26 protein-coding genes and 1 tRNA gene are annotated in these 24,051 nt (G+C 39.2%); 19 read left to right on the top strand and 8 right to left on the bottom strand.

All coding sequences use genetic code 11. The features are described 5' to 3' along the window. Nucleotides 1-25 precede the first annotated feature (25 nt). Nucleotides 26-757 (bottom strand): alpha/beta hydrolase, encoded by a 732-nt coding sequence (locus tag UN64_RS08315; protein ID WP_077361611.1) that lies wholly within the window; start codon nucleotides 755-757, stop codon nucleotides 26-28. Between the two features lie 138 nt (nucleotides 758-895). On the opposite strand from UN64_RS08315, the gene UN64_RS08310 reads away from it, so the two are divergent. Then, on the top strand, nucleotides 896-1,453 hold the full coding sequence (locus UN64_RS08310) for a phosphatidylglycerophosphatase A family protein (protein ID WP_077361609.1): 558 nt from the start codon (nucleotides 896-898) through the stop codon (nucleotides 1,451-1,453). A gap of 254 nt (nucleotides 1,454-1,707) precedes the next feature. Further along, nucleotides 1,708-1,783: transfer RNA gene (locus tag UN64_RS08305), tRNA-Val, on the top strand. 45 nt (nucleotides 1,784-1,828) lie between these two features. Here UN64_RS08305 and UN64_RS08300 read toward each other — a convergent pair. Next, entirely contained in the window at nucleotides 1,829-2,128 is a 300-nt protein-coding gene (locus tag UN64_RS08300) for a hypothetical protein (RefSeq protein ID WP_139343067.1), read from the bottom strand. 100 nt (nucleotides 2,129-2,228) lie between these two features. Here UN64_RS08300 and UN64_RS20820 point away from each other — a divergent pair, with 100 nt between their 5' ends. The 4 genes from UN64_RS20820 (at nucleotide 2,229) to UN64_RS08280 (ending at nucleotide 4,990) form a co-directional block, all read left to right on the top strand. Beyond that, a complete protein-coding gene (locus UN64_RS20820; protein WP_077361605.1) occupies nucleotides 2,229-2,423 on the top strand; it encodes a hypothetical protein in 195 nt (64 codons plus the stop codon). A gap of 312 nt (nucleotides 2,424-2,735) precedes the next feature. After that, nucleotides 2,736-3,176, top strand: coding sequence for a CotD family spore coat protein (locus UN64_RS08290; protein ID WP_139343066.1), 441 nt, complete (start codon nucleotides 2,736-2,738; stop codon nucleotides 3,174-3,176). A 100-nt stretch (nucleotides 3,177-3,276) separates the two neighbouring features. Next, nucleotides 3,277-4,023, top strand: a complete 747-nt coding sequence (locus UN64_RS08285; RefSeq protein ID WP_077361604.1) for an SDR family NAD(P)-dependent oxidoreductase — start codon at nucleotides 3,277-3,279, stop codon at nucleotides 4,021-4,023. Between the two features lie 91 nt (nucleotides 4,024-4,114). Beyond that, on the top strand, nucleotides 4,115-4,990 hold the full coding sequence (locus tag UN64_RS08280) for a cation diffusion facilitator family transporter (protein ID WP_077361602.1): 876 nt from the start codon (nucleotides 4,115-4,117) through the stop codon (nucleotides 4,988-4,990). Between the two features lies 1 nt (nucleotide 4,991). Here the strand turns inward: UN64_RS08280 and UN64_RS08275 are convergent, their stop codons facing one another. Both UN64_RS08275 and UN64_RS08270 read right to left on the bottom strand, forming a co-directional pair. Continuing rightward, nucleotides 4,992-5,351 carry a VOC family protein gene (locus UN64_RS08275; protein ID WP_077361600.1) on the bottom strand — a complete coding sequence of 120 codons (360 nt, stop codon included), beginning with the start codon at nucleotides 5,349-5,351 and terminating at the stop codon, nucleotides 4,992-4,994. A gap of 5 nt (nucleotides 5,352-5,356) precedes the next feature. Beyond that, nucleotides 5,357-6,088, bottom strand: a complete 732-nt coding sequence (locus tag UN64_RS08270; RefSeq protein WP_171978831.1) for a sulfite exporter TauE/SafE family protein — start codon at nucleotides 6,086-6,088, stop codon at nucleotides 5,357-5,359. 121 nt (nucleotides 6,089-6,209) lie between these two features. On the opposite strand from UN64_RS08270, the gene ccpC reads away from it, so the two are divergent. The 5 genes from ccpC (at nucleotide 6,210) to UN64_RS08245 (ending at nucleotide 10,927) form a co-directional block, all read left to right on the top strand. Further along, nucleotides 6,210-7,079 carry a transcriptional regulator CcpC gene (gene ccpC, locus UN64_RS08265; protein WP_077361596.1) on the top strand — a complete coding sequence of 290 codons (870 nt, stop codon included), beginning with the start codon at nucleotides 6,210-6,212 and terminating at the stop codon, nucleotides 7,077-7,079. Between the two features lie 69 nt (nucleotides 7,080-7,148). After that, nucleotides 7,149-7,865, top strand: a complete 717-nt coding sequence (gene dapD, locus UN64_RS08260; protein ID WP_077361594.1) for a 2,3,4,5-tetrahydropyridine-2,6-dicarboxylate N-acetyltransferase — start codon at nucleotides 7,149-7,151, stop codon at nucleotides 7,863-7,865. A gap of 22 nt (nucleotides 7,866-7,887) precedes the next feature. Beyond that, entirely contained in the window at nucleotides 7,888-9,012 is a 1,125-nt protein-coding gene (locus UN64_RS08255; protein WP_077361592.1) for an N-acetyldiaminopimelate deacetylase, read from the top strand. 232 nt (nucleotides 9,013-9,244) lie between these two features. Then, entirely contained in the window at nucleotides 9,245-9,490 is a 246-nt protein-coding gene (locus UN64_RS08250; protein ID WP_077361590.1) for a YkuS family protein, read from the top strand. 114 nt (nucleotides 9,491-9,604) lie between these two features. After that, nucleotides 9,605-10,927 (top strand): hemolysin family protein, encoded by a 1,323-nt coding sequence (locus tag UN64_RS08245; RefSeq protein WP_077361588.1) that lies wholly within the window; start codon nucleotides 9,605-9,607, stop codon nucleotides 10,925-10,927. 5 nt (nucleotides 10,928-10,932) lie between these two features. On the opposite strand, the gene UN64_RS08240 is transcribed toward UN64_RS08245, so the two are convergent. Beyond that, nucleotides 10,933-11,136: a ChaB family protein gene (locus tag UN64_RS08240; protein ID WP_077361586.1), complete on the bottom strand. Its 204-nt coding sequence runs from the start codon at nucleotides 11,134-11,136 to the stop codon at nucleotides 10,933-10,935. A gap of 251 nt (nucleotides 11,137-11,387) precedes the next feature. Between UN64_RS08240 and UN64_RS08235 the strand changes: the two genes are divergently transcribed. Both UN64_RS08235 and UN64_RS08230 read left to right on the top strand, forming a co-directional pair. Further along, the gene (locus UN64_RS08235) at nucleotides 11,388-11,936 is read left to right on the top strand and encodes a peroxiredoxin (RefSeq protein WP_077361584.1); all 549 of its coding nucleotides are present in this window, start codon (nucleotides 11,388-11,390) and stop codon (nucleotides 11,934-11,936) included. Between the two features lie 195 nt (nucleotides 11,937-12,131). Further along, complete coding sequence (locus tag UN64_RS08230; protein WP_066288980.1) at nucleotides 12,132-12,797, top strand: potassium channel family protein; 666 nt, start codon at nucleotides 12,132-12,134, stop codon at nucleotides 12,795-12,797. 46 nt (nucleotides 12,798-12,843) lie between these two features. Here UN64_RS08230 and rnjA read toward each other — a convergent pair whose 3' ends face one another. Next, entirely contained in the window at nucleotides 12,844-14,514 is a 1,671-nt protein-coding gene (gene rnjA / locus UN64_RS08225; protein WP_077361582.1) for a ribonuclease J1, read from the bottom strand. Between the two features lie 3 nt (nucleotides 14,515-14,517). Beyond that, on the bottom strand, nucleotides 14,518-14,727 hold the full coding sequence (locus tag UN64_RS08220) for a DNA-dependent RNA polymerase subunit epsilon (protein WP_077361580.1): 210 nt from the start codon (nucleotides 14,725-14,727) through the stop codon (nucleotides 14,518-14,520). A 649-nt stretch (nucleotides 14,728-15,376) separates the two neighbouring features. Between UN64_RS08220 and UN64_RS08215 the strand changes: the two genes are divergently transcribed. After that, nucleotides 15,377-16,285: a DMT family transporter gene (locus UN64_RS08215; RefSeq protein ID WP_077361578.1), complete on the top strand. Its 909-nt coding sequence runs from the start codon at nucleotides 15,377-15,379 to the stop codon at nucleotides 16,283-16,285. Nucleotides 16,286-16,380: 95 nt separating this feature from the next. Further along, the gene (locus tag UN64_RS08210) at nucleotides 16,381-17,814 is read left to right on the top strand and encodes a carbon starvation CstA family protein (RefSeq protein ID WP_077361576.1); all 1,434 of its coding nucleotides are present in this window, start codon (nucleotides 16,381-16,383) and stop codon (nucleotides 17,812-17,814) included. A gap of 214 nt (nucleotides 17,815-18,028) precedes the next feature. On the opposite strand, the gene def is transcribed toward UN64_RS08210, so the two are convergent. Next, nucleotides 18,029-18,580 (bottom strand): peptide deformylase, encoded by a 552-nt coding sequence (def, locus tag UN64_RS08205; protein WP_077361574.1) that lies wholly within the window; start codon nucleotides 18,578-18,580, stop codon nucleotides 18,029-18,031. Between the two features lie 554 nt (nucleotides 18,581-19,134). Between def and pdhA the strand changes: the two genes are divergently transcribed. From pdhA to lpdA, 4 genes are all read left to right on the top strand, one after another. Continuing rightward, nucleotides 19,135-20,217, top strand: a complete 1,083-nt coding sequence (gene pdhA / locus UN64_RS08200; protein ID WP_077361572.1) for a pyruvate dehydrogenase (acetyl-transferring) E1 component subunit alpha — start codon at nucleotides 19,135-19,137, stop codon at nucleotides 20,215-20,217. A gap of 1 nt (nucleotide 20,218) precedes the next feature. Continuing rightward, nucleotides 20,219-21,196 (top strand): alpha-ketoacid dehydrogenase subunit beta, encoded by a 978-nt coding sequence (locus tag UN64_RS08195; RefSeq protein WP_077361570.1) that lies wholly within the window; start codon nucleotides 20,219-20,221, stop codon nucleotides 21,194-21,196. A gap of 103 nt (nucleotides 21,197-21,299) precedes the next feature. Beyond that, the gene (locus UN64_RS08190) at nucleotides 21,300-22,631 is read left to right on the top strand and encodes a dihydrolipoamide acetyltransferase family protein (protein WP_077361568.1); all 1,332 of its coding nucleotides are present in this window, start codon (nucleotides 21,300-21,302) and stop codon (nucleotides 22,629-22,631) included. A gap of 4 nt (nucleotides 22,632-22,635) precedes the next feature. After that, the gene (gene lpdA / locus UN64_RS08185) at nucleotides 22,636-24,048 is read left to right on the top strand and encodes a dihydrolipoyl dehydrogenase (protein ID WP_077361566.1); all 1,413 of its coding nucleotides are present in this window, start codon (nucleotides 22,636-22,638) and stop codon (nucleotides 24,046-24,048) included. Nucleotides 24,049-24,051 lie beyond the last annotated feature (3 nt).

Here is a 24,051-nt window from a genome sequence, read left to right as displayed (position 1 = left end):
CAAATATTCTTTTTATTTCCCACAGTTAGCGATTATTGTAAAGAAATGTTAATGCTGGCACTAAATCTTTTTGCCAGTTTACCCAAAGATGGTTACCCTGAAACTCTGAGTATTCATAATCCAGCGCGAAATTCGTTAATAGCTTGTTCATCCTGCGGTTAGGTTCCAGAAAATCTTTTGTTATTCCTTCAGGGTTAGTGAAGCTATGTTCTTCATCGCCAATGGAATGATAGATCGTCAATGTTTGCATCTGTTCGATAGATTCAACGGTTTGGAGCAGTTCCTCTGGAATATAAGGCGATTGTACAATCACTTTTCCAAATGTATTCGGATATAAGAGACCAAGTTTCATAGCGACATATCCGCCAAGTGAATCTCCTATTAATCCCATGCCTGCGCCTAGTTGTAAGGTGTTGAATTTTTCATTTAGATAGGCTGTCAATTCATAGGTCATAAACCTTAAATAATTCTCGTGTTTTTCACCTGTTGGATCATATTTTGCTTTTCTGTCTTCAATTCCTTTATGGTTCACACCAATAATAATACAATCTTCTATTTGATGTTCTTCCATTAAGCGGTCAGCCGTTTTTGCCAGCTTTCCTAATTGAAAGTAATCCCTGCCATCCTGTGCGATTAGTATTGGATATTTTACTAATGGAGTGAAACGTGAAGGAAGATAGATAAGTAAATCTATTGTTTCATCTAAATATTTGCTTTGAATTTTATCGTCTGTAATGGTTCCTTTAAGAATGGCCATAAACGGACCTCCTTTGCTGACAGCATATTAAGTAAAAGCGTTTTCATTCGACTCGTATAATTGTAACATATAATGCTATAATGAAAGAATCAATACGAATGACGATTAGTAGTGAACATAAAGATGAGGTGAAGTCTGTTGAAAGATAGAGTGCACAGTAGGGAAGTCGAAGCGGCTGCTAGAAGGCTGCTGAATGAAAGAGGCGTCACCATTCCTGAGATCGCAGAAATCGTTTATGAAATGCAGATTCCATTTTCACCGGGACTTACTAAAGAAGAATGTATAGAGAGCGTTGATGCAGTCTTAATGAAAAGAGAAATTCAACACGCTATTTTAGTAGGTGTTGAACTCGATATATTGGCAGAGCAAAAAAAGCTCTCAGAACCACTGCAGAGTATCGTTGAGCAGGATGAAGGATTGTTCGGGGTGGATGAGACGATTGCCCTCGGCGCTGTATTTGGATACGGAAGCATAGCTGTTACAACTTTTGGCCACTTGGATAAATTTAAGATGGGCATTATTCAAAAGTTAGATACGAAGATAGCAAACGGTAAAGTGCATACTTTCTTAGATGATCTGGTTGCAAGTATCGCAGCCAACGCCTCAAGCCGCCTTGCACACAGACTTCGCGATAAGCAAGAGCGGCTGACAGCTGAAGAAATCGCACAGCATGAAAATGAAGAAAAAATAGGTTAATAGAGAGCCTCCGGACTGCCGGAGGTTTTTTTGTATACTTTTAAGCGGGAGTTTGTCGAAAAGTCTATAAATAGATTTGAAGGACCAAAAAAAATTTGAAGGCTCATAAAAATTGTTGGAGGACCATAAATTTTTTTGAAGGATCTTAAAAATAGTTAAAGACTCATAAATATTTTTTCAGTCTCATTAAGTCAATTTTTTATTGACAGACTAGCTGCCCTGTCGTATATTTTTAATTGTTCCGCAAAAATAGAGATCCGATAGCTCAGCTGGGAGAGCGCCACCTTGACAGGGTGGAGGTCGGGGGTTCGAACCCCTCTCGGGTCACCATAAAACATATGTATAAACCCTTGTTTACAAGGGTTTTTTTATTTTTTATTCACATGAGGTAATATTTAAAGTCCAACCACCAGCTAGACTCCCCACATCAGCTCCTGCATCATCTACGATATATAGACTCCATGTACCATTTGGATTGGTTCCATTAAATATACTCAATGCTGAACCTCCTGCTGGAACAGGAGCTGGAGCTGGGAAAGAATCACCGCCACCATAATTCGCCGGCTGGAAAGTACCCGAAACTAGAGGTGATCCGTCGGGTAAAGGAGTAGGTGCATCATCGTCTAATAAAAGGGTGACGTTAACTGCATCCCCGCTACTACCTACCTCAGACATGATGATTGCATTTTGAGAAGTTGTTGGGCCCACTAGAAGAATATCAATATCATCTGGAAAAGTATGAGAAAGATTATTTAATTGCACTGTAACTTTAATAATGGTACCCGTTAAACCTGCAACTAATATATTTGACGGATATGGAGTAGCTGTTCCGGAATCTGGGATGGTAATAGAGGCTGGATTTGAGAAGGTTGTAGTAGATTCAGTACAAGTAGTAACAGGAATTACTGCGCATATACAATTACAATCGATAATTGCAGGTGATCCGTTCCTTAATCCCGTTACGCAATGACCGTTAAATTTCAGAAAAGTAAAGGGAATTGCTGAAGATGAACCTTTTAATAGAAGTAAAAGAGAAGTTTCTGGGTGTAAATTACAGAAAACTTGACATATACAATTGTCTTTTATAAAAATAACCTCCAATCATTAAGAATATATTATTTTATGTTGTCCAAAGTTCTTTTGTGTAGGTTAAATGAACTTCTTTCTCGTCTGGTCTTAGAAACTATAAATTCTTTCTCGTATAAAATGGACGAACTTTTTAAGTCGTCCTACATAAAATATAGTGAAAAGTGATTTAAGATTTTTGAAAGGAGAAGTCTTTTTGTTTAAACGCCCTCGTATTTTCCCTAAAAAGGGAATGGGAAAGGGGCCAATCGGTCCAACAATGGGTGCCATGGGGATGGGACCAGTAATGGGAGCTATGGCACAAATGCCTCAAATGGGTGGTTGCGGATATCCTGCAGTTTCACCATCTCAATATTATCCTCCGCAAGTTTTGCCTGCACAATATAGTCCTACTAATCAACAGATGCAATATAATCAGCAAGACGTATATGTACCAATGGTTCATCCTACTCAAACAACACAGGTGAATCAGACAAACTATAAATATGTCCATTATTTCCCTCAAAGCACGAATGTTATTAACCAGGCTACTCAGCAGAACCTTTGCGGAACTACCTCGCCAATAATGGCTAATCCTTGTCCGCCTCCATGTGTTCCCTGTCCTCCGCGTCCACCATGCGGCTGGAGAAAGAAGTAAATCAGAAGCTGCCTGCACCATCGGCAGCTTTCTTTTTTTGATTCTATGGAAGTAAATTAGGGAAAGAATAGTAGTGTAAAAAATGAGCGGAGGGTTAATCATGAATTCTAATAAAAGGATTGTACTTATTACTGGAGCGGCTCAAGGAATCGGAAAACAATTAGCTGTTGATTTTGCAAAAGCGGGATGGATTCCTTCTCTTATTGATTTTGATCAGCAAGAGCTTGAGAAGACTTTAGCCGAAATACGGCTGATCGAAGCAAAAAGTATTTCTATTTTTTGCGATGTAAAAAATCCAGAAGAGATTATAAAAGCTGTATCTGAAACAAATGATAAATTAGGCGGAATACAATGTGTCGTTAATAACGCAGGAATTTCAAAATGGAAATCTCCATATGAAATATCAGTAGATGAATGGGATGAAATCATTCAGACCAATTTAAGAAGCGTTTTTTTATTTTCTAGAGAAGCAGCAAGATATATGACAAAAACAGGCGGTGGGGTAATTATTAACATGGCATCAACGCGTGCTTTCATGTCAGAACCCCATTCTGAAGCATATGCAGCAACGAAAGGCGGAATAGTAGCACTTACACATGCTCTTGCAGCCTCTTTTTCAGAGGATCATATTACCGTAAATTCAATTAGTCCCGGCTGGATCCATACGGGAGATTATTCTGAGCTAAGAAAAATCGACCATGAACAGCATCTTTCAAAAAGAGTAGGGAAACCATCTGATATTTCCAGGGCTTGCTTGTTTCTTGCAGACCCCAAAAATAATTTTATCACCGGTGAAAATTTAACAATCGATGGCGGAATGACGAGGAAAATGATTTACGAACACTAAATGTTTCCTATAGGGAAAAAGATTGCTCTAGACCCACCCGGAAACCATTCTTTATGATGAAAAAGGTATTAAATATGAAGGAGAAAAGAGAATGCAGTCTGATCAGCAAAAAAGAGTGGAACGCGGTGTTTACTACAGTTTAGGAGCATATATTTTTCTATCAATCGTGAAGCTTGTCTCAGGATTCGTTTATAGTTCTGATGCACTTATTGCTGATGGATTGAATAACGCCACTGATATTATCGCATCTATCGCGGTTTTAATCGGTTTGAAAATTTCAAGAAAGCCAGCAGACGATGATCATCCTTATGGGCATCTTCGTGCAGAAACGATAGCCTCAATGGTAGCATCTTTCATAATGGTTGTAATCGGAATAGAAGTGTTGATTTCCTCCATTAAAAAAATGTTTAAAGGTGTTGAAACAGAGCCCTCTTTAACAGCGGCTATAATCGCGTTATTTGGTGCAGCAGTTATGCTGGGAGTTTACTTTTACAATATGAAGGTTGCCAGAGAAACGGATAGCCAGGGACTAAAGGCAGCAGCACTAGATAATCGTTCTGATGCATTTGTAAGTATAGGAGCTGCAGTAGGCATTCTAGGTGCACAGATCGGAATGGCTTGGCTTGATCCTGCCGCAGCTGTTTTAGTAGGCTTAATCATTATTAAAACTGGATGGGAAATTTTCACCGAAACTTCTCATAACCTTTCAGACGGTTTTGATTACGAAGAAGGCAAAGAGATGGAGCACAAGATTTTAGATGTCGATGGTGTTGAAAACGTAGGCGATTTAAAGGCAAGAAAGCATGGCAACCGTGCGATAATAGATGTAACAATAAAGGTCGATCCTTCTCTGAATGTAGTGGAAAGCCACGAGATTACTGAGAAAATAGAGGATGCGATTAAAGAAGCTTATAATGTTGAAAGTATACAAGTTCATGTTGAACCCGAAGATGGAAAGAACAAATAAATTATTCAGGTTCAATAAACTCGATTCTATTGCCAAAAGGGTCACGAATGGAAAAGCGGTTATAACCCGGAATAGGCAGCTCTTTTTGAATGGTGATTTCTTGAGATATTAAGTGATCTTTTAAATCATTCAAACCCATCACATAAAACGCTGGATGATGTTTTCCTTTGAACACTTGATCTTCTACACCAATATGAAGTTCTTGGCTGCCGACCTGAAACCACATACCTCCGTTTTTCTTAAGAGCTTCCGGCTTAGGTATTTCCTTTAATCCAAGAACTTCTTTATAGAAAATTCTTGCTTGTGCTTCTTTGTGTGCAGGAATACATAGCTGTACATGATGGATACCTGAAATATTCATTAATATTACCCCCATTGAATGATTAATTGAAGAATGAGCATAACGGTTACAGTCCTCATTAGGATTGTAACTTGTTTTGTTTTTAGCTTAGGTGCAAGTTTAATGGCAACTTGTGCACCGCATATACTTCCGATTGTAAGAGGAATTGCAACATCCCACATATAATGACCTGCGAAAAAATAAGTAACAACAGCACCCGTACAGCTTAAGAAAGTGTTGAATCTAGTAAAAGAGACGGTGCGGATGTAAGAAAAGCCATTTCTTAAGAAAAGCTGCATCTGCATAGTGCCTTGCCCTGGACCGAACATGCCGTCATACGCTCCGATTCCAAAGAGAAATGGGTATTTTCGTGCAGGAAGCTGTTTTGCTTCGTTTTCAGGACTATTATCTTTTTTTGTTTTAATGAAAGTTAAGAATAATGCTCCGCTTAATAAGAGTAAAGCGATAATCGTTAAGTTTTCTCTTGAGATCGCTGATGCAATTAAGCCTCCGCTGATTCCGCCTAATAAACTAATAGCACCTGATAAAAAGTAAGGTTTAAGTTTTGCGTCATTTTTTCTTAATAGCACAAAAAAGCTTGAAAACGAACTGAACATGTTGGCAAACTTATTAGCAGCTATAGCTGAATGAACAGGAATTCCTAACAAAAGCATAATTGGAAAGTTGATCATTCCGCCGCTGCCAGAGAGAGTACCGATAAAAGTAGCAAAAAAACCGACTACTATCAGGATATACATGGCGACACATCCTTTCATTTCTGTTTACATATATATCCTATGTTACGGTATACTTAAATTAAATTACATAAATTGGACCAAGGTCTATAAGTAAAACTTATTGATTGAAAGAAGGCTCAACATGCAATTATCCGAGTTTCGAATTTTACATGTACTGGCAGAAGAACTAAATATGAGAAAAGCATCAGAAAGACTGTATGTATCGCAGCCGGCATTAAGCCAGCGGCTGCAATCCATTGAAAACAGTTGGGGCACCATTATATTTATCAGATCGCAAAAAGGGTTGACGCTTACTCCAGCGGGTGAAAAAATAATCTCATATGTTAATGAAGTGCTGCAAAAAGAGGAAGCGGTTAAAGAAGAACTGCAATCCCTCTCTGAGCACGTACATGGCACACTTAAATTAGCAGTAGCTTCAATCATCGGCCAGTATTGGCTGCCGCATGTTTTGAAGGAATATGTGAATCTTTACCCCCACGTTAATATTTCTCTAATTACCGGCTGGAGCTCTGAAATCATCAAGCATTTATATGAAGATCGGATTCATTTGGGAATTGTCCGAGGAAATCCCGAGTGGCGCGGCAGTAAAGAGCATATTTTATCAGATCATCTATACTTGGTTGATACTTCGATTTCATCTATTGAAGAGTTATCAGAAACATCGAAGCCTTTTATCCAATTTAAAAGCCATTCCACTTATTATCAAGAGATTCAGGATTGGTGGCACAGTCACTTTAAGACCACTCCGCAAAAGACGATCGTAGTGGACCAGATTGAAACTTGCAAGCAGATGGCATTGAACGGAATCGGCTATGCTATTTTGCCATCGATCAGCCTCAGACCAGAGGATGAGGTATTTAAAATACCACTTACAGACAAAAGAGGAAATGTACTTAAAAGAGATACGTGGCTGATCCATCATGGGATGGGTTCTGAACTGAAACAGGTAAACGTGTTTATGGAATTGATTCAGAAATTAACAAGAGAATAACGTTTGAATGTTTCTATATTTAGTGGTTTAATACAATACAGAATGACTTTTAAGGAGGACATAACAATTATGAAAATGATGGATGCAAACGAGATTATTTCATTTATTCAAAACAGCACAAAATCTACACCTGTAAAAGTTTATGTAAAAGGAAATCTTGACAATATAGATTTCGGAAGCGAAACGAAAGTATTCCCTTCAGGCAATACAGCAGTATTATTTGGGGAGTGGAAAGATATCGAAACTGCGATCCGTGCAAACGAAAGCAGCATCGAAGACTATGTAGTAGAAAATGACCGCCGCAACTCTGCGATTCCTTTATTAGATATGAAGAACATTAAGGCGCGTATCGAACCTGGTGCGATCATTCGTGATCAAGTTGAGATTGGTGACAACGCAGTTATCATGATGGGTGCTTCTATTAACATCGGTTCAGTAATCGGAGAAGGCACAATGATCGATATGAACGTTGTTCTTGGTGGACGTGCAACTGTAGGGAAGAACTGCCACATTGGTGCAGGTACTGTATTAGCGGGAGTAATTGAGCCTCCATCAGCTAAGCCGGTTGTTGTTGAAGACGATGTAGTAATCGGTGCAAACGCAGTTGTACTTGAAGGTGTTACAGTTGGTAAAGGGGCAGTTGTAGCTGCGGGTGCTATTGTTATCGAAGATGTAGAACCTTACACAGTTGTTGGAGGTACACCAGCACGTGTTCTTAAGAAGATTGATGAAAAAACAAAATCAAAAACAGAAATCAGACAAGAGCTTCGTCAATTAAACGACTAAAACATTTAGGGGATGAGTGAAGATGAAACCATTAATTGAGATCAGAAAAGACCTGCACCGTATACCGGAGCTTGGCTTTCAGGAATTTAAGACTCAAAGGTATCTGCTTGAACTCATCTCCACTTTTAAACAGGATAATCTGGAAGTTCATACGTGGGAAACGGGTATCTTTGTAAAAGTAAAAGGTAAAAATCCCGAAAAAACGATTGCTTATCGTACAGACATGGATGGACTTCCTATTACTGAAGAAACTGGCTATGAATTTTCATCCAAGCATGATGGACTGATGCATGCTTGCGGACACGATCTTCACATGACGATCGCCCTTGGTCTGTTATCCTGTTTTGCAGAAGATCCGGTAGATGATAATTTGCTGTTTATTTTTCAGCCAGCAGAAGAAGGACCGGGCGGAGCATTGCCTATGCGTGAGAGTGAGCTGTTTCAACATCTGAAGCCAGATCAGATAACGGCGCTTCATATCGCACCGGAATATCCAGTTGGAACTATTGCTGTTAAAGAAGGATTGCTATTTGCCAATACGTCAGAACTTTTTATAGATCTAACAGGAAAAGGCGGTCATGCTGCTTACCCGCATTTAAGCAATGACATGGTAGTCGCAGCAAGCCATCTTGTTACACAGATGCAGTCGATCGTTTCTCGTAATATTGATCCGCTGGATTCAGCTGTTGTTACAATCGGGAAGATCACCGGGGGAACAAAGCAAAATATCATTGCTGAAAAAGCAAGACTCGAAGGTACAATTCGAACGTTGTCTCCTGAAGCAATGGATAAAGTTAAAAAGCGGATTGAAGCACTTGTCGAAGGTATTTCTCGCGGTTTTGACTGTGAGATGGTGATCGATTATGGTTCGAACTATCGTCAAGTAGATAATGAGCCAAGCCTGACTAGAGAATTCATGGAATTTGCAAAGCAGCAAGGGACTGTGAATGTTATTGAATGTAAAGAAGCCATGACAGGGGAAGACTATGGATATTTTTTAGAAAAAATTCCTGGTTTCATGTTTTGGCTAGGGGTAGATACGCCATTCGGTCTTCATCATTCAAAATTAAAGCCGCAAGAAGAAGCTATTCAGCTTGCGGTAGACCTATTAATTCAATATTTCATCTTTAAAGGGAATAGAAATTAGGAAAACGGCCGCTGCGGTCGTTTTTTTGTTACTCGTTGGAGCAAAAAATCTATCTCAATTCAAAAATTATAGCTGCCAATCCACATATTTTTGCCCTCAATCCAAAAGTTTTTGTGATTTATCCTCGAGTCGACACAGCCACCCATAAACCGACCTGTTGCAATCACTTGATATGTCATTACATATTCCCTCTCTGAGTTGGAAACATTAACAAAAGTAAGGAGGTGGGAATATGGCTAGAATTGGTGTTGAACAATCATTAACGAATGTTTCTGATGCTCTAAGAGCTGCAGGGCATGAAGTAGTGGAACTTCGTCAGGAACAAGATGCAAACGGCTGTGATTGCTGTGTAATTTCCGGACAGGATGAGAATGTTATGGGCATGCAAAACGCGGTGACACAAGGGTCTGTCTTGAATGCTCATGGTATGTCAGCAGATGAAGTGTGTCAGGCTGTTGAAAGCAGATTACAATCGTAGCATTCCCGGGGACAGCCATGCTGCCCCTTTATTTCTGTTTAGCGTAAGTTTGAAAAGGGAATTAGTTGAGCAATCTCAATAAAATGTAATGTAAATAAAGATGGGGAGGATCTTATGCCAATCTTCAATGTACTCATGATCATTTTACTCATCATTCTAACGGCATTTTTCGTTGTGACTGAATTTGCAATCGTAAAAGTTCGCAAAACGCGGATTGACCATTTAGCTTCAGAAGGGAACAGCAAGGCATTAGCCGCTCAGAAAGTGCTGGGAAACCTGGATGGGTATCTTTCAGCCTGTCAGCTTGGGATAACGATTACTGCATTAGGTCTAGGGTGGCTTGGGGAGCCGACTGTTGAAATATTTTTAAGGCCGCTTTTCGAAAATGCTGGATTATCTGAAGCGTTAACCCACACGTTATCATTTTCAATTGCCTTTTTTCTTATTACATTTCTTCATGTTGTTTTAGGTGAGCTCGCACCAAAAACGGTGGCGATTCAAAAGGCTGAAACCATCAGTCTTGCAACAGCTAAGCCGATAATTATGTTTTACAAAATCATGTATCCGTTTATTTTTTTATTGAATGGATCCGCAAACATGCTGACGCGTTTATTTGGAATCAGTCCAGCAAGTGAGCATGAGGTTGTACATACAGAAGAAGAATTAAGGCTAATCCTTTCTGAGAGCCTTCAAGGCGGAGAAATCAATCAGTCTGAATATAGGTATGTTAACCGTATCTTTGAGTTTGATGATCGAGTAGCTAAAGAAATTATGATACCTAGAACAGAAATGGTCTGTTTGTTTATAGAAAATACATGTGAAGAAAACTTAGCCATTATGCGTGAAGAAAAGTTCACAAGGTACCCTGTAGGGAAAGATGACAAAGATCACATTGTTGGTCTTGTTAATATTAAAGAATTTTTTAATGAACATTTCAGTAATCAGCAGTTTGAACTAAAAGATTATATTCGTCCTATCATCACTGTTCATGAAACGATACCTATTCAAAAATTACTTGTGAAAATGCAAAAAGATCAAACGCATATGGCTGTTTTAGTTGATGAATACGGCGGTACAGCTGGTATAGTTACCGTAGAAGATATCTTAGAAGAAATTGTCGGGGAAATTAGAGATGAGTTTGATGTAGATGAAGAACCTGAAATACAGCAGATTTCAAAAGACAAAACTGTTGTAGATGGAAAAGTTCTGCTTTCACAAATTAATGATATGTTTGCACTAGATATTGATAACAGAGAAATCGATACAATCGGCGGGTGGGTTTTAACGAGATCCATCGATTTAGAAAAAGAGCACTCATTTAATTATGAAAGCTACCGTTTCACGATTTTAGATTTAGAAGGCAGACAGATTAAGAAAATCGGCATTGAAAAATTACCTGATTCAGAAGTTGATGAAAGCATAAATAAAGACTCCTGAGCTAATCAGGAGTCTTTGCTTTTCCATTCACCATCTTCATCTTTTTCATATTTGTTCTTTACAGCACTCCAGGCAACTTTATGCGCTGTTTCTTCTTCTTTATATTCTTCCAGTGCAGAGTTGAATGCTTCTTTATAGATTTCTTGACCATGGTGAGGGAGGTTATCCCTGACTCTTTCCGGTAAATCTTTTAATGAATCATACGGCATTAAAAATGCACCTCCTTACTGTATGATTTCCCAAGCAATCCTCAATTTAAACACTGTTATTGAGAATGTAAACATGTTATTTTGAGCGGATGATTTCACATTTTGCGTTTAACTTGCTATGATTAAGGAGAAATTAAGAAGTGGGGACAAGAACCTTATTTAAATTAATTATTATTTAATATTGACTAAAAATAAGGCTTGTACTATAATGAACCATGTAAAAAAATTAGTTTTTGGAGGGATATTTACCTATGGCAGAACGTATGGTAGCAAAACAAGCACCTCGATTTGAAATGGATGCAGTATTACCAAATAAAGAATTTGGAAAAGTAAGTCTTGAAGAGAACATGAAGAACGACAAGTGGACTGTTCTTTTTTTCTATCCAATGGACTTCACATTTGTATGCCCTACAGAAATTACATCTTTAAGCGATCGTTTTGATGAGTTTGAAGATCTTGATGCTGAAGTTATCGGTGTTTCTACTGATACAATCCACACGCACAAAGCTTGGATCAACACTCCGCGTGATATGAACGGTCTTGGAGAGTTAAAATATGCTTTGGCAGCTGATACTAACCACACAGTAGCACGTGACTACGGTGTTCTAATTGAAGAAGAAGGTATCGCACTTCGTGGTCTTTTCATCATTTCTCCTGAAGGTGAATTGATGTACTCTGTTGTTAACCACAACAACATTGGCCGTGACGTTGATGAAACATTACGTGTACTTCAAGCACTTCAAACTGGCGGACTTTGCCCAGCAAACTGGAAACCAGGTCAAAAAACTCTAGAAGTTTAATAAAAACTATTATAAGAATAACCCAGGACATGTTCTTGGGTTATTTTTCTATATTAATTTTTTTCAAGCAGGGTTATAGGAAATGGTTATAGAAGTTTCCTTTATAAATGAAATACATATGATGCTTTTAAGCTGTGTTTTGAAATGAATAATATATGGTAAAATAAGGCTAGGACAGGAAACGGAGTGATTCATTTGAAAAAACAATTTGCTGTTATTGGTCTGGGTCGTTTCGGGGGAAGTATGTGCAAGGCTTTGTCAGATCAAGGCATGGAAGTCTTAGCAATTGATATTGATGAAGACCGAGTAAACGAATTTTCAAATATTGTAACACATGCTGTAATTGCTGACTCAACAGACGAAGGGGTATTAAAAAGTCTTGGGATACGAAACTTTCAGCATGTTGTTGTTGCGATAGGTGATAATCTTCAATCCAGTATACTGACGACACTGATTTTGAAAGAGATTGGTGTTGAAAAAATCACTGTAAAAGCACAAAATGATTATCACGAAAAAGTGCTGCGAAAAATTGGAGCAGATAAGATTATTCATCCCGAGAGAGACATGGGTGTCCGCATTGCTCACCAGATTGTTTCTAACAACGTCTTGGATTATTTGGAGTTATCTGATGAACATAGTATCGTAGAACTGGTAGCAACACAGAAAATGGATGGAAAGACTTTAATCGAACTAGATATACGAGCAAGGTTTGGATGTAACGTTGTAGCAGTGAAAAGGGGAAAGGATATTTATGTCTCCCCGCAAGCTGACCAGTCGATCAGGCAGGGCGATGTTTTAATTGTGATTGGCGGAGATAAGGATATAAACCGGTTAGAAAAACAAATGGCAAATGAAGAATAAAAAAACCGTTTCCCTCTAAAAAGGGGTAACGGTTTTTGTTTGTCTATTAGATTTCCATTATGATCGGCAAGATCATAGGACGTCTTTTTGTTTTTTCGTATAAGAACGGTGCTAATGTGTCTGTAATTTCATTCTTGATTTCAGACCATTGAGTCGTGCGTTTTTCACTCATGATGTTCTGTAGATGCTTGCTTAACAAGCTTTGAGCATCATGGATAAGATCACCGGATTCACGCATATATACAAATCCGCGAGATATGATGTCTGGACCTGCTTCAATCGTGAATTCTTTCATATCCATACTTACAACAACAACGACAAGACCTTCTTCTGAAAGAATCTTGCGATCGCGAAGTACGATGTTTCCGATATCGCCAATTCCGCTTCCGTCTACATAGACAGAGCCAGACGGTATTTTTCCTGCGATCATAGCATCGTTTTGAGAAAGAGCTAATACTTCGCCGTTATCCATAATAAATGAATTTTGAGGCGGTACATCACAATCAGCAGCAAGTTTAGTATGCATTTTCAGCATTCTGTACTCACCATGGATCGGAAGGAAGTATTTAGGCTTCATTAAACGAAGCATTAATTTTTGTTCTTGCTGTCCGCCGTGACCTGAGGTATGAATGTCATTAAGTGAACCATGAATAACTTCTGCACCGGCGCGATACAATTGATTGATTGTCTTACTTACGCTAAGAGCGTTTCCAGGAATAGGTGAAGAAGAGAAAACAACTGTATCTCCTGGAATGATTTGAATCTGACGGTGAGTTCCGTTAGCGATTCTTGAAAGTGCCGCCATAGGCTCTCCCTGGCTTCCTGTACATAGTATCGTTACCTGATTGTCAGGAAGACGGTTGATCGAATTCGCGTCTACAAATGTGTTCTTAGGTGCTTTAATAAACCCAAGTTCTTGACCAACTGTAATTGCCGAGTCCATGCTTCGTCCAAATACAGCGATTTTGCGGTTGTTAGCGACAGATGCTTCTACAACTTGCTGCAATCTATGAATATTGGAAGCGAACGTAGCGAAAATAACTCGGCCTTCCATTTTTCTGAAAATATCTTGGATGCTTTCACCAACACGTCTTTCAGATAAAGTAAAACCAGGAACTTCACTGTTGGTGCTGTCAGAAAGCAAACAAAGCACGCCTTCTTTACCGATTTCAGCCATTTTCGTAATGTTCGCAGGTTCACCTACTGGCGTAAAATCGAATTTGAAGTCACCTGTATGAACGATATTTCCTGGAGGTGTCTTCACTACGATTCCATAAGCGTCAGGAATACTGTGAGTTGTTCTGAAAAAGCTCACAGACGTTTTTCTGAACTTAATCACATCATCCTCAGTGATTTCATGCATCTGTGTGCTGCGGAGAAGACCATGTTCTTCTAATTTATTTTTAATTAGTGCAAGTGCGAGTTTACCGCCATAGATCGGAATATTCACTTGTCTTAATAAATAAGGGATTCCGCCAATATGATCTTCATGTCCGTGAGTGATGAAGAGTCCTTTAATTTTTTCCTCGTTTTTTACTAGATAGGTGTAATCAGGGATTACGTAATCAATTCCAAGCAATTCATCTTCAGGAAATTTAATTCCTGCATCGATAAGGATAATTTCATCCTGAAATTGAACGGCATACGTATTTTTGCCGATTTCCCCTAAACCACCGAGGGCGAAAACGGCGGCTTGATGATTTTTTACAAATTTCATATGTTACACATTCTCCAATTCCAATGAGTTCGTTTCTTTTTCATACTCAAGAAATTTACCGTTAATTTCTTGTATGTATTCAATATTGTACTTGCGGTCAGCTAGTTTTTTACGAACATCATTTATAGTTTCTGCTTCTACGTAAACCGATTGTGTATGTTCACGGATTGGTACTTCAGTTAAGCTTGTTTGAAAAAATACTTTGAAAATCATGTTTCATGTCTCCTTACCGGTCTTTAGTATTTGAGTATCTTCGTTCTATTATAAAGGAAAGTGACATGTTTTTCATGTGTTTTTCATTACTCTTCGTTTTTGACGATGAAAAGTGAAAAATATTTACTGTCCGGGATGAGACTTTTACCCTTATAATGACAATAAGAATGGTTTATTAGTTAAGGATGAGTTTTCCGTTATTGTTTTGCTGCTTTACCCACTTTTTAAATTTCTTTAATAAACGTATTCTCTTTTTCATTTATTGCCCTCCGTTCCATTTTTTATTACTTAGTATGTGTAAAATAGAAGTTATTCAGAGAGGGAAATTGTGTCATTTTATTTGGCTGTTTTCGTATACATTGGTGCTCTTGAATGTAATTGATTTCCGCTCCAGGTTGCTCGCTTTCCACGGGGCGTGCGGTGAGCCTCCTGCCGCTTTGCGCCATTAGGAGTCTCCACCTGACCGCTTCAGGGAAGTATACTTGCTCCTGCGTCTACAAGAAAATGCATCGATGTGTGATTCCTCGTCGCATGCCTAACGAGAAGCTCCTCATGTGGTAGGCACGCACCTTGCGCTTCAATCAACTTGCAAATGAAGAAAAGAGCCTATAGAAACAATCTTTTATATTTTTATCCGCAGGAGGATTACATGAAACTTTATACAGCACTTTTTGTTTTAAGTTTAATCTGGGGAATGTCTTTTCTGTTTATTAAGGTACTGCTGGATGTATTTGATCCTTGGCAGATTGTATTCATAAGATGTGTGCTCGGCATAATTACGATAATTCCGCTTTTTCTCTTGAGTAAACAAAAACTCAAGTGGAGAGGACTGCCTCTTAAGTCTTTAATTATTGTTGGATTGCTGAATGCTGGTCTTCCATGGGGTTTGATCGCTTGGAGTGAAACTTTCTTAGACAGCGGCTATACCGCGATATTAAATGCAACAACTCCTATATGGACAGCGATGATGGGTGTTTTATTTTTTTCTGTTAAAATGCAGTGGAAACAATGGATCGGCGTCATGGTCGGATTTATAGGAATTATTTTTTTAATGGATGCCGATGCACCAGGTTTAACTCAAGAACAACTCCTTCTAGGATTTGTTCTTATGCTCATTGCTACTTGCTGTTATGGTTTCAGTTCACAATATGCTAAAAAACATCTTCAAGAAACGACAGTTTGGATTACAGCTTCAACTACTCTGTTGACAGGTTCGGTTTTAAGTGGATTAATCATGAGTTTTACAGGAGGATGGTATCTGCCAGACAATGCTTTAGAAGGAAACGTGATTTTGTCTTTAATAGGACTGGGGATGTTTGGTTCAGGCTTAGCGTACTTGTTGTATTATTACATGATCTCAGCAGGCTCAGCCGAATTTGCTACTCTCGTAACTTATCTAGTACCAGTTTCAGCAGTGGTATGGGGAAGTGTCCTTTTAAATGAGAAGATTCCGACGATTGCTTATTTTGGTTTATTTTTGATCTTTTTCGGTGTTTATCTGACTGGGAGAAAAAAGCGTAATTCAACAATTAAAATAAAGCAGAACCGTACAGCGTAAACACTCAGTTTAAAATTGAGTGTTTTTTTCTTTGTGTGTTATAATGAAAACGCATTCAAAAATGCATCTTTGTTTGAACAAAAGGAGGGAAAAGGTTGGTTACATTCTTAATTTCTATTGTTTTATTAGTTGTTGGATATTTTACGTATGGGAAATATGTTGAAAAAGTTTTTGGAATAAAGCAAGAAAGAAAAACACCGGCTTATGCACAAGAAGACGGTATTGATTACGTTCCGATGGGAACTAAATCGAATTCCCTCATTCAGTTATTGAATATAGCAGGTGTTGGTCCGATCTTTGGACCGATTTTAGGAGCTTTATATGGGCCAGTTGCATTTCTTTGGATTGTATTAGGTGCAATTTTCGCAGGTGCCGTCCATGATTATTTGACGGGTATGATTTCTATACGAAACCGTGGTGCGCACTTGCCTCAATTAGCAGGGAAATTCTTAGGAAATATTATGAAGCATGTAGTTAACGGATTTACTCTTTTATTGCTTCTTTTGGTTGGTACAGTTTTTGTAAGCGCTCCCGCTGCACTCATTCATAATCTAACCGGGAATTGGATGAGTTTAAGCGTTATCGTAGGTCTTATATTTGTTTATTACATTTTGGCAACTCTATTGCCAATTGATAAAATCATAGGACGGGTTTATCCGATTTTCGGTGCACTTCTTGTAATAAGTGCGATTGGAATCGGTGGGGGTCTTGTGATTACAGGGGCACCAATTCCAGAATTAACCCTTGAAAATATGCACCCAGATAATGTTCCGATCTTCCCGTTATTATTCTTAACGATTTCTTGCGGTGCTCTTTCAGGTTTTCATGCCACACAGTCACCAATCATTTCAAGAACAACAAAAAATGAGAAGGCTGGAAGAAAAATCTTTTATGGCATGATGATTGCTGAGGCAATTATTGCTATGATCTGGGCGGCAGCTGCAATGAGCTTGTTTGACGGGAAATCTTTATCAGCGATAATTGCTGACGGAGGTCCAGCTGCTGTAGTAAGTGAAGTTTCAGTAACGATGCTTGGAGCAGTTGGTGGAACGCTTGCTGTAATAGGAGTAATCATCTTGCCGATAACATCAGGGGATACTTCGTTTAGAAGTGCAAGAATGATTTTAGCTGATTACTTTAACATTGGGCAGAAGAAATTTTCTTCAAGACTTTGGATTGCAATTCCTATGTTTGTAGTTTCATTCCTTTTAACAAAGATTGATTTCACTTTATTATGGCGTTACTTCTCGTGGGCTAACCAGTCTACTGCAATGCTAGCATTATGGGTTGGGGCGATGTATCTGAAGCGTTCAAGAAAAAATCATTGGATTGCTACAATCCCTGCGATCTTCATGACAGTCGTAACCACAACTTATATATGCAATGCTCCAATTGGATTAGGATTGTCGATGAATGTATCTTATCTTATTGCTGGGATAGTAACTGTACTCGTAACTGTACTGTTCTTTAGAAGTAAATTTGATGAAAAAGAAGCATTAACAGTCGACGACGATCGTGAGGTTGCTTAATAATAACGAAAAAGCTGAATTCTGCCTTTTACGGGCAGAACTCAGCTTTTTTATTTGACTCTTTTTCTTTTAGATCATTTAGATTATCTTCATTGACATGTTGATTGGAGGTGTGAGACTCCTAACAGCGCAAAGCGCTAGGAGGCTCACCGCACGCCCCGCGGAAAGCGAGTACCTGGAGCGGAAATCAACCACTTACAAAAACATCAATGTTTTATCTAAAAGTTACTAAGTTTGAAGGAGGCTCAAATGGCTGTTTTTCATTGATTCGATCATAGAACATAATTCCATCAAGGTGATCTAGTTCATGTTGGAAGCAAATGCCCGGGAGTCCTTTTAATTTCAATTCAACGAGAGAACCATCGGGTGTAAAGCCTTTTACAGTTACTTTTGCATAACGAGGTACTAATCCTGGGACATCTCTGTCAACAGACAGACAACCTTCGCCCCCATCTAAGTACGTCATTTGCACCGAATGGCTGATTATCTTTGGGTTTAATAGAGCATAGCTGTACAGTTGTCCCTGTTCATCTGTCAAATGCATTGCAAATATTCGTTTTGAAACTCCGATTTGCGGAGCAGCTAGACCAATACCTGGCCTCAAATTATATTTTCCGGCAATCTCAGGATCCTGACTGTTCTTTACAAACTCCAAGAGCTTTTTAGCTGTTTCAATATCTTCTTCAGAGAATGGTGAGGATACCTCTGCAGCTTTTTGCCTAAGAACCGGATTTCCTTCCCTGACAATATCTTTCATCATTAACACAAGCAAAACCTCCGTGCCTAAAAAATTCGTTTATTCGTTTAATAGTAATTTCCTCTTATCATAACATAGAGAAAATTTATAGAAAAAGAACTGAAATTAATTTATAGGGTTATTTTTTGTGGCTATATATTGTTTACTTTCGAGAATATCGTTCGTTTCAACTACCGACTGATACAGGGAGTCGTATTTAATGAAACAGTTATGTTTTACAATGATTACAGGAATAGGAAGCCATAGCTTTAAAGTAACTGTAAACTACAATGATTCTATAGATTGACGGCATTTAACAGGTGGTGTAAACTAATTTACGTGAAAAGGGTTGTTGTGTTACTATAAATACATATTTAAGTAATACAGTTAGGATGCCATATGATGGTTTAGCTCCTGAATACAAGGGAAAACTTGAGTGGGGACACAAAGGTACGCCTAATGGCCTTTTAAAAAATATAATCCTGTCTTAAAAATGTGGCACTTTGGGCAACCTGTTATGTATGTGTGTGTTTTTAAGATAAGGGTAAATTGACAGGGTAAAAGAAAGGAAGAGGTGACTTTTCATGACGAAAACAATTGATGCTGTTCAAGATCAATTTGAAACGTTTCAGATTCTTTCTGAAGATGGAGAAGTAGTTAACGAATCAGCAATGCCTAAGTTGTCTGATGACCAGCTCCAAGAATTAATGCGCCGTATGGTTTATACGCGAATTTGGGATCAGCGTGCAATCTCTCTAAACAGACAAGGACGTCTTGGTTTCTATGCTCCAGTTGCTGGGCAAGAGGCTTCAATGCTAGGGAGTCACTTTGCATTAGATAAAGAAGACTGGATTCTTCCAGGATACCGTGATATTCCTCAAATCGTATTTCATGGTTTCCCATTATATCAAGCATTCTTATGGTCACGTGGACACTTCCAAGGCGGACAGATTCCTGAAGGTGTAAACGTATTAATGCCGCAAATTATCATCGGGGCTCAAATTATTCAAGCTGCTGGTGTAGGATTTGGTTTAAAGAAACAAGGCAAGAAAAACGTTTGTATCACTTACACAGGTGATGGCGGAGCATCTCAAGGTGACTTCTACGAAGGATTAAACTTTGCTGGTGCATATGCTGCTAACGCAATTTTTGTTGTTCAAAACAACCGATTTGCGATTTCAGTTCCAGTGGAAAAGCAATCTGCTGCAAAAACCATTGCACAAAAAGCAGTTGCAGCTGGTATTGAAGGTATTCAAGTAGATGGTATGGATGTACTTGCTGTTTACGCAGCAACACAACAAGCTCGTGAGCGTGCGATTGCAGGTGAAGGTCCAACATTAATCGAGACTCTTACTTACCGTTATGGTCCTCATACGATGGCAGGGGACGATCCTACACGCTACCGTACAAAAGATTTAGACAGTGAATGGGAGAAGAAAGATCCTCTAGTTCGTTTCAGAAAGTTCTTAGAAAAGAAGAACCTTTGGTCTGAAGAGCAAGAAAACAAAGTGGTAGAAGAAGCGAAGGAAGATATTAAAGCTTCTATTAAAAAAGCTGATGGAGCGCCTAAGCAAAAGGTTACTGACCTTATCAACTTTATGTTCGAAGAGCTTCCGTACAACCTTCGCGAGCAATTAGAACAATATACAGCAAAGGAGTCGAAATAATATGGCTCAAATGACTATGATTCAAGCAATTACAGACGCAATGCGCAATGAATTAAAAAACAATGAAAACGTACTTGTTTTCGGTGAAGACGTAGGTCAAAACGGCGGAGTTTTCCGTGCGACTGAAGGTCTTCAAAAAGAATTTGGAGAAGATCGTGTTTTTGATACTCCGCTTGCCGAGTCTGGAATTGGGGGACTGGCGATAGGTCTAGGGCTTACAGGTTTCCGTCCAGTAATGGAGATTCAATTCTTTGGATTCGTATTCGAAGTGTTTGATTCAATTGCTGCTCAAATGGCTCGTATGCGCTATCGTTCTGGAGGAGTTTATAACTCTCCTGTTACAATTCGTTCTCCATTTGGTGGAGGAGTTAAAACACCAGAACTTCACGCAGATAGCTTAGAAGGATTAATGTATCAAACTCCAGGGATTAAAGTAGTAATTCCTGCAACTCCATATGACGCAAAAGGGCTATTGATTTCTGCAATCCGTGACAACGACCCTGTTGTTTACTTAGAGCATATGAAATTATATCGTTCGTTCCGTGGTGAAGTTCCTGAAGAAGAATACACGATTGAACTAGGTAAAGCGGATGTGAAACGTGAAGGTAAAGACGTTTCCATTATTACTTATGGTGCTATGGTTCACGCTTCATTAAAAGCTGCTGATGAGCTTGAGAAAGATGGCATCTCTGCTGAAGTTATCGACCTTCGTACGATCAGCCCGCTTGATATTGACACAATTATTGCATCTGTTGAAAAAACAGGCCGTGCGATTGTTGTTCAAGAAGCTCAGAAGCAAGCAGGTATCGGAGCGTTTGTTGTAGCTGAAATTAATGACCGCGCTATTTTAAACCTGGAAGCTCCTGTACTGCGTGTAACAGCACCAGATACAGTATTCCCATATGCATCTGCAGAAGATGTTTGGATTCCAGATCATCGTGATATTGTAGACAAAGCAAAGAAAGTCTACAATTTCTAAAATATAATTGAATGTCAGCTGAAAGGGTAGTTATTAAAGACTGCTTCTTTCAGCCTTTTCACATAAACGAGTAAAATAGATTGAAAAATTGGAGGCGTTAATCGTGGCATATGAATTTAAGCTTCCCGATATTGGTGAAGGAATTCACGAAGGTGAAATTGTAAAGTGGTTTGTAAAAGCAGGGGACGCTATTAAAGAAGATGACATCCTGCTTGAAGTCCAAAATGACAAAGCCGTTGTTGAAATTCCTTCTCCTGTAGACGGTAAAGTTTTAGAGTTGAAAGTAGATGAAGGTACTGTATCTGTTGTAGGTGATGTCCTTCTAACGATTGAGGCAGAAGGTGAGATTCCTGCAGATGCACATGGCGGAAGCGAAGAAGCACCAGAGCAGCCGAAAGCTGAAGAAGAAAAAGAAGTTACAGCTGACCAAGCAAAAGAAAGCGACAAACCTGAAGCTAAAACAGATAATACTGAAGACACTGCTAAAGAAGAGCCTGCTGATGATACAAAACGTGTAATCGCTATGCCTTCTGTTCGTAAATATGCTCGTGAGAAAGAAGTAGATATCCGTAAAGTACAAGGCTCTGGAGATAACGGACGTGTACTTAAAGAAGATATCGATAAGTTTGTAAGCGGCGGTGGAGAAGCTGCAGCAGAAGCACCAGCAGCTGATAAAGAAGCACCTAAGGCGGATGCTGCTAAAAAAGAAGCTCCTAAAGCTATTCCTGCTGGAGAAATGGAAACACGCGAGAAGATCAAAGGCATCAGAAAAGCGATCTCAAAAGCGATGGTTAACTCCAAACATACAGCTCCACATGTTACACTTATGGATGAAGTGGACGTTACTGATCTTGTTGCACACCGTAAGAAGTTCAAACAAGTAGCGATGGATAAAGGTATTAAACTTACTTATCTTCCGTATGTGGTGAAAGCATTAACATCTGCACTTCGTGAGTTCCCAGTGCTCAACGCATCAATCGATGATGCGAACGAAGAAATCGTTTACAAGCACTATTACAACATCGGAATTGCTGCAGATACAGATAACGGATTAATGGTTCCCGTTGTAAAAGAAGCAGATCGCAAGTCTATCTTCAAGATCTCTTCTGAAATCAACGAATTGGCTACAAAAGCACGTGATGGTAAACTTTCTGGAGAAGAAATGAAGGGCGGATCTTGCACGATCACTAACATCGGATCTGCTGGTGGACAATGGTTCACTCCAGTAATTAATCACCCTGAAGTAGCTATCCTTGGTATCGGCCGTATCGCTGAAAAAGCAGTTGTTAAAGATGGAGAGGTAGTTGTAGCTCCAGTATTAGCTCTTTCTCTAAGCTTTGACCATCGTCTGATCGATGGTGCAACTGCACAAAATGCATTGAATCACATTAAGCGTTTGTTGAACGATCCACAACTATTAGTAATGGAGGCGTAATTCGATGGTAGTAGGAGATTTTCCAATTGAGTTAGACACACTTGTCATTGGTTCAGGTCCTGGGGGATATGTAGCGGCAATTCGCGCTGCACAATTAGGACAAAAAGTGGCTATTGCGGAAAAGGCAGAAATGGGAGGCGTTTGCTTAAACGTTGGTTGTATTCCATCTAAAGCTCTTATTAATGCAGGTCACCGTGTTGAACATGCTAATCACTCAGAAGATATGGGTATTACTGTTGAAAACGTAAAAGTTGATTTCAGCAAAGTTCAAGAATGGAAAGCTGGCATCGTTAAGAAGCTTACTGGCGGTGTTGAAGGGCTTTTAAAAGGAAACAAAGTTGAGATTATTCGTGGCGAAGCTTATTTCGTAAATGAAAACACAGTTCGTATCATGGACGAGAAGAACTCTCAAACATATACGTTTAAAAATGCAATTATTGCAACAGGTTCTCGTCCTATTGAAATCCCAGGATTCAAATGGAGTGACCGTGTAATTTCTTCCACTGGTGCACTAGCTCTTAAGGAAGTTCCTAAGAAGCTTGTTGTTATCGGCGGCGGATATATTGGAATGGAGCTTGGAACGGCTTATGCTAACTTTGGTACTGAAGTAACAATCCTTGAAGGCGGAAAACAAATCCTTCCAGGGTTCGAAAAGCAAATGAGCCAAGTTGTTTCTAAGCGCTTAAAGAAAAAAGGCAATGTGGAAGTATTTACTGAAGCAATGGCTAAAGGCGTAGAAGAAACAAAAGACGGTGTTACGGTAACAGCTGAAATCAAAGGTGAGTCAAAAACTTTTGAAGCAGATTATGTACTTGTAACAGTTGGACGCCGACCAAACACTGAAGAACTTGGTCTTGAGCAAGTTGGTGTTGAAATGACTGAACGCGGTCTTATCAAGATCAACAAAAAAGCTCAAACAAGCGTTAGCGGCATCTATGCAATCGGTGATGTAGTAGAAGGTCCAGCTCTTGCTCATAAGGCTTCTTATGAAGGTAAAGTAGCAGCTGAAGTAATCAGCGGACATGCGGCTGAAATTGATTACTTAGCGATTCCAGCAGTCGTATTCACAGATCCAGAACTAGCTTCTGTAGGTTATGATGAAAAGTCAGCAAAAGAAGCAGGGTATGAAGTGAAAGCTTCTAAATTCCCATTTGCAGCTAATGGACGAGCACTATCTATGAACGAAACGGATGGCTTCATGAAGCTTATCACTCGTAAAGAAGATGGACTTGTTTTAGGTGCACAAATTGCTGGCGGAAACGCATCTGATATGATCGCAGAACTTGGATTAGCTATTGAAGCAGGAATGACTGCAGAAGATATTGCTATGACAATTCATGCGCATCCAACTTTCGGAGAAATTTCAATGGAAGCAGCAGAAGTTGCGATCGGACTTCCTGTTCACATCGTAAAATAAAAC

Origin of the sequence: Fictibacillus arsenicus, assembly GCF_001999465.1 — a bacterium.
GTDB lineage: Bacteria > Bacillota > Bacilli > Bacillales > Fictibacillaceae > Fictibacillus > Fictibacillus arsenicus.
This window is presented reverse-complemented; position numbering and strand designations above follow the sequence as displayed.

What these genes read in the sequence shown, in the direction of transcription:
- UN64_RS08315 (WP_077361611.1), bottom strand. Translation starts at nt 757, where the DNA reads ATGGCCATTCTTAAAGGAACCATTACAGACGATAAAATTCAAAGCAAA.
- UN64_RS08300 (WP_139343067.1), bottom strand. Translation starts at nt 2,128, where the DNA reads ATGTCTGAGGTAGGTAGTAGCGGGGATGCAGTTAACGTCACCCTTTTA.
- UN64_RS20820 (WP_077361605.1), top strand. Translation starts at nt 2,229, where the DNA reads ATGGTACCCGTTAAACCTGCAACTAATATATTTGACGGATATGGAGTA.
- UN64_RS08285 (WP_077361604.1), top strand. Translation starts at nt 3,277, where the DNA reads ATGAATTCTAATAAAAGGATTGTACTTATTACTGGAGCGGCTCAAGGA.
- UN64_RS08280 (WP_077361602.1), top strand. Translation starts at nt 4,115, where the DNA reads ATGCAGTCTGATCAGCAAAAAAGAGTGGAACGCGGTGTTTACTACAGT.
- UN64_RS08275 (WP_077361600.1), bottom strand. Translation starts at nt 5,351, where the DNA reads ATGAATATTTCAGGTATCCATCATGTACAGCTATGTATTCCTGCACAC.
- UN64_RS08270 (WP_171978831.1), bottom strand. Translation starts at nt 6,088, where the DNA reads ATGTATATCCTGATAGTAGTCGGTTTTTTTGCTACTTTTATCGGTACT.
- ccpC (WP_077361596.1), top strand. Translation starts at nt 6,210, where the DNA reads ATGCAATTATCCGAGTTTCGAATTTTACATGTACTGGCAGAAGAACTA.
- dapD (WP_077361594.1), top strand. Translation starts at nt 7,149, where the DNA reads ATGAAAATGATGGATGCAAACGAGATTATTTCATTTATTCAAAACAGC.
- UN64_RS08255 (WP_077361592.1), top strand. Translation starts at nt 7,888, where the DNA reads ATGAAACCATTAATTGAGATCAGAAAAGACCTGCACCGTATACCGGAG.
- UN64_RS08250 (WP_077361590.1), top strand. Translation starts at nt 9,245, where the DNA reads ATGGCTAGAATTGGTGTTGAACAATCATTAACGAATGTTTCTGATGCT.
- UN64_RS08245 (WP_077361588.1), top strand. Translation starts at nt 9,605, where the DNA reads ATGCCAATCTTCAATGTACTCATGATCATTTTACTCATCATTCTAACG.
- UN64_RS08240 (WP_077361586.1), bottom strand. Translation starts at nt 11,136, where the DNA reads ATGCCGTATGATTCATTAAAAGATTTACCGGAAAGAGTCAGGGATAAC.
- UN64_RS08235 (WP_077361584.1), top strand. Translation starts at nt 11,388, where the DNA reads ATGGCAGAACGTATGGTAGCAAAACAAGCACCTCGATTTGAAATGGAT.
- rnjA (WP_077361582.1), bottom strand. Translation starts at nt 14,514, where the DNA reads ATGAAATTTGTAAAAAATCATCAAGCCGCCGTTTTCGCCCTCGGTGGT.
- UN64_RS08220 (WP_077361580.1), bottom strand. Translation starts at nt 14,727, where the DNA reads ATGATTTTCAAAGTATTTTTTCAAACAAGCTTAACTGAAGTACCAATC.
- UN64_RS08215 (WP_077361578.1), top strand. Translation starts at nt 15,377, where the DNA reads ATGAAACTTTATACAGCACTTTTTGTTTTAAGTTTAATCTGGGGAATG.
- pdhA (WP_077361572.1), top strand. Translation starts at nt 19,135, where the DNA reads ATGACGAAAACAATTGATGCTGTTCAAGATCAATTTGAAACGTTTCAG.
- UN64_RS08195 (WP_077361570.1), top strand. Translation starts at nt 20,219, where the DNA reads ATGGCTCAAATGACTATGATTCAAGCAATTACAGACGCAATGCGCAAT.
- lpdA (WP_077361566.1), top strand. Translation starts at nt 22,636, where the DNA reads ATGGTAGTAGGAGATTTTCCAATTGAGTTAGACACACTTGTCATTGGT.